Below are 1357 nucleotides of genomic sequence, written 5' to 3' on the forward strand. Positions count from 1 at the left end.
ACCGGCATGTTGAACGCGCTGGTAGTCGCCTCGCGGCGCTCGAAGTACTCGTCCCCGAGCACCTCTCTCATGATAGCCCGCCCAGTCTCACGCCTGCTGGTCAAAGTATCGCTCCCCGCCTCAATTACTATGGTAGTCAAATCAGCTGCTCCGGACGACCGCTCCGGCCCACCCCTCAAACATTTTGATAGTCTCTGCGTAATCCTTTGCTGCGAAGCCCTCCTCCACTGCCTGTTGAAAGAACCCCTGAGCCGCTTTCGTCAACCGAAGCTGGGCTCCGGAAGCATCCGCTTCCGTTACCCCTAGGTTTACATCCTTCAACATGAGTTCAGTCGCGAAGCCTGGCGGAAATGTTCCCGGCAGCACTGACTTCGGCATCTTCTCAAGCGTCGCGAAACTTCGTCCGCTCGAGACGTTCAGAACTTCCAGCATACGGTTGGCGGGCAGGCCTTCCTTTGCGCCGAAAACCGTCGCTTCGAAGCTCGCGACTGCACAGCAAGCTGCAATCATGTTGTTCACAAGCTTCATTGTCTGGCCGAGGCCAGGTTCCAGCCCCATCACGAACAGCTGCTTTCCGAGCTGCTGGAGCATTGGAGTGACTTCGGTCACCGCCTCGTTCGAGCCGGCAACCATCAAGGTAAGCGTTCCAGCAGCCGCGCCCGCGACACCGCCGCTCACCGGGGCATCAATCAGCTCCTTTCCGGATGAGCGGAGTGCGGCGCATACCTCTCTCGCTACGCGCGGCCCGGTGGTGGAGAGATCGACGACCACCCGCAGCTTGCTTCCGCCCGCGAGCCCCTCTGCTCCGGTGACAACCTCTTGTAGTATCCGTGGCGTGGGCAGGCTGAGAAAGGTGACTTCTACCTCGTTCGCGAGCTGTAATGGCGTTGATGCGATGCGAGCACCACTCTGCTCAAGCCTCCGGCATGCCGCCGAGTCGACATCGCAGACCACAAGAGGGTAGCCGGCCTGAGCCAGGCGAGAGGCCATTACGGCTCCGATTCTACCAAGCCCGACGAAGCCAACTGGCGCCTTCACGCTCATTTGATCCCTCTACAGTTCTCTGAAGCTCGTCTCAGCAAGACATTGAATGCAGTCTCGCAGCGTCCCGGTCCACACTGCCCTTAGGCCCCTACGCCAGCCCGAGCTCAATGGCCTTGATCTGCAACGCGAGGTACTTCGAGTACATCCGACACTGCGTCATGCTTCCGGCATTAAACCAGAGCCCCTCCTGAGGTGTGCGTTGCCACATGTTGCGCAGCTCTCGCTCGCTTCCGAAGCCCCACACTGGTCCAACTCGATCAGCCACTTCGTCCCCAAGGAACTCGCGGACGACGTCCTGCTGGTTCATGAACCC

The 1357-nt window shown here is 59.8% G+C and carries 1 protein-coding gene and 1 pseudogene; both read right to left on the bottom strand.

The annotated features are described in order from the left end of the window. Positions 1 to 141: 141 nt before the first annotated feature. Positions 142 to 1044: an NAD(P)-dependent oxidoreductase gene (locus ACO2SS_RS28650; RefSeq protein WP_423281274.1), complete on the bottom strand. Its 903-nt coding sequence runs from the start codon at positions 1042 to 1044 to the stop codon at positions 142 to 144. An 88-nt stretch (positions 1045 to 1132) separates the two neighbouring features. Beyond that, positions 1133 to 1357: pseudogene (locus ACO2SS_RS28655) on the bottom strand (monooxygenase); the annotation flags it as partial.

Source organism: Enterovirga sp. CN4-39, from assembly GCF_049446235.1.
Classification (GTDB): Bacteria; Pseudomonadota; Alphaproteobacteria; order Rhizobiales; family Beijerinckiaceae; genus Enterovirga.

Excerpts from the sequence above, each read along its gene's own strand:
- ACO2SS_RS28650 (WP_423281274.1), bottom strand. The coding sequence starts at position 1,044 with ATGAGCGTGAAGGCGCCAGTTGGCTTCGTCGGGCTTGGTAGAATCGGA.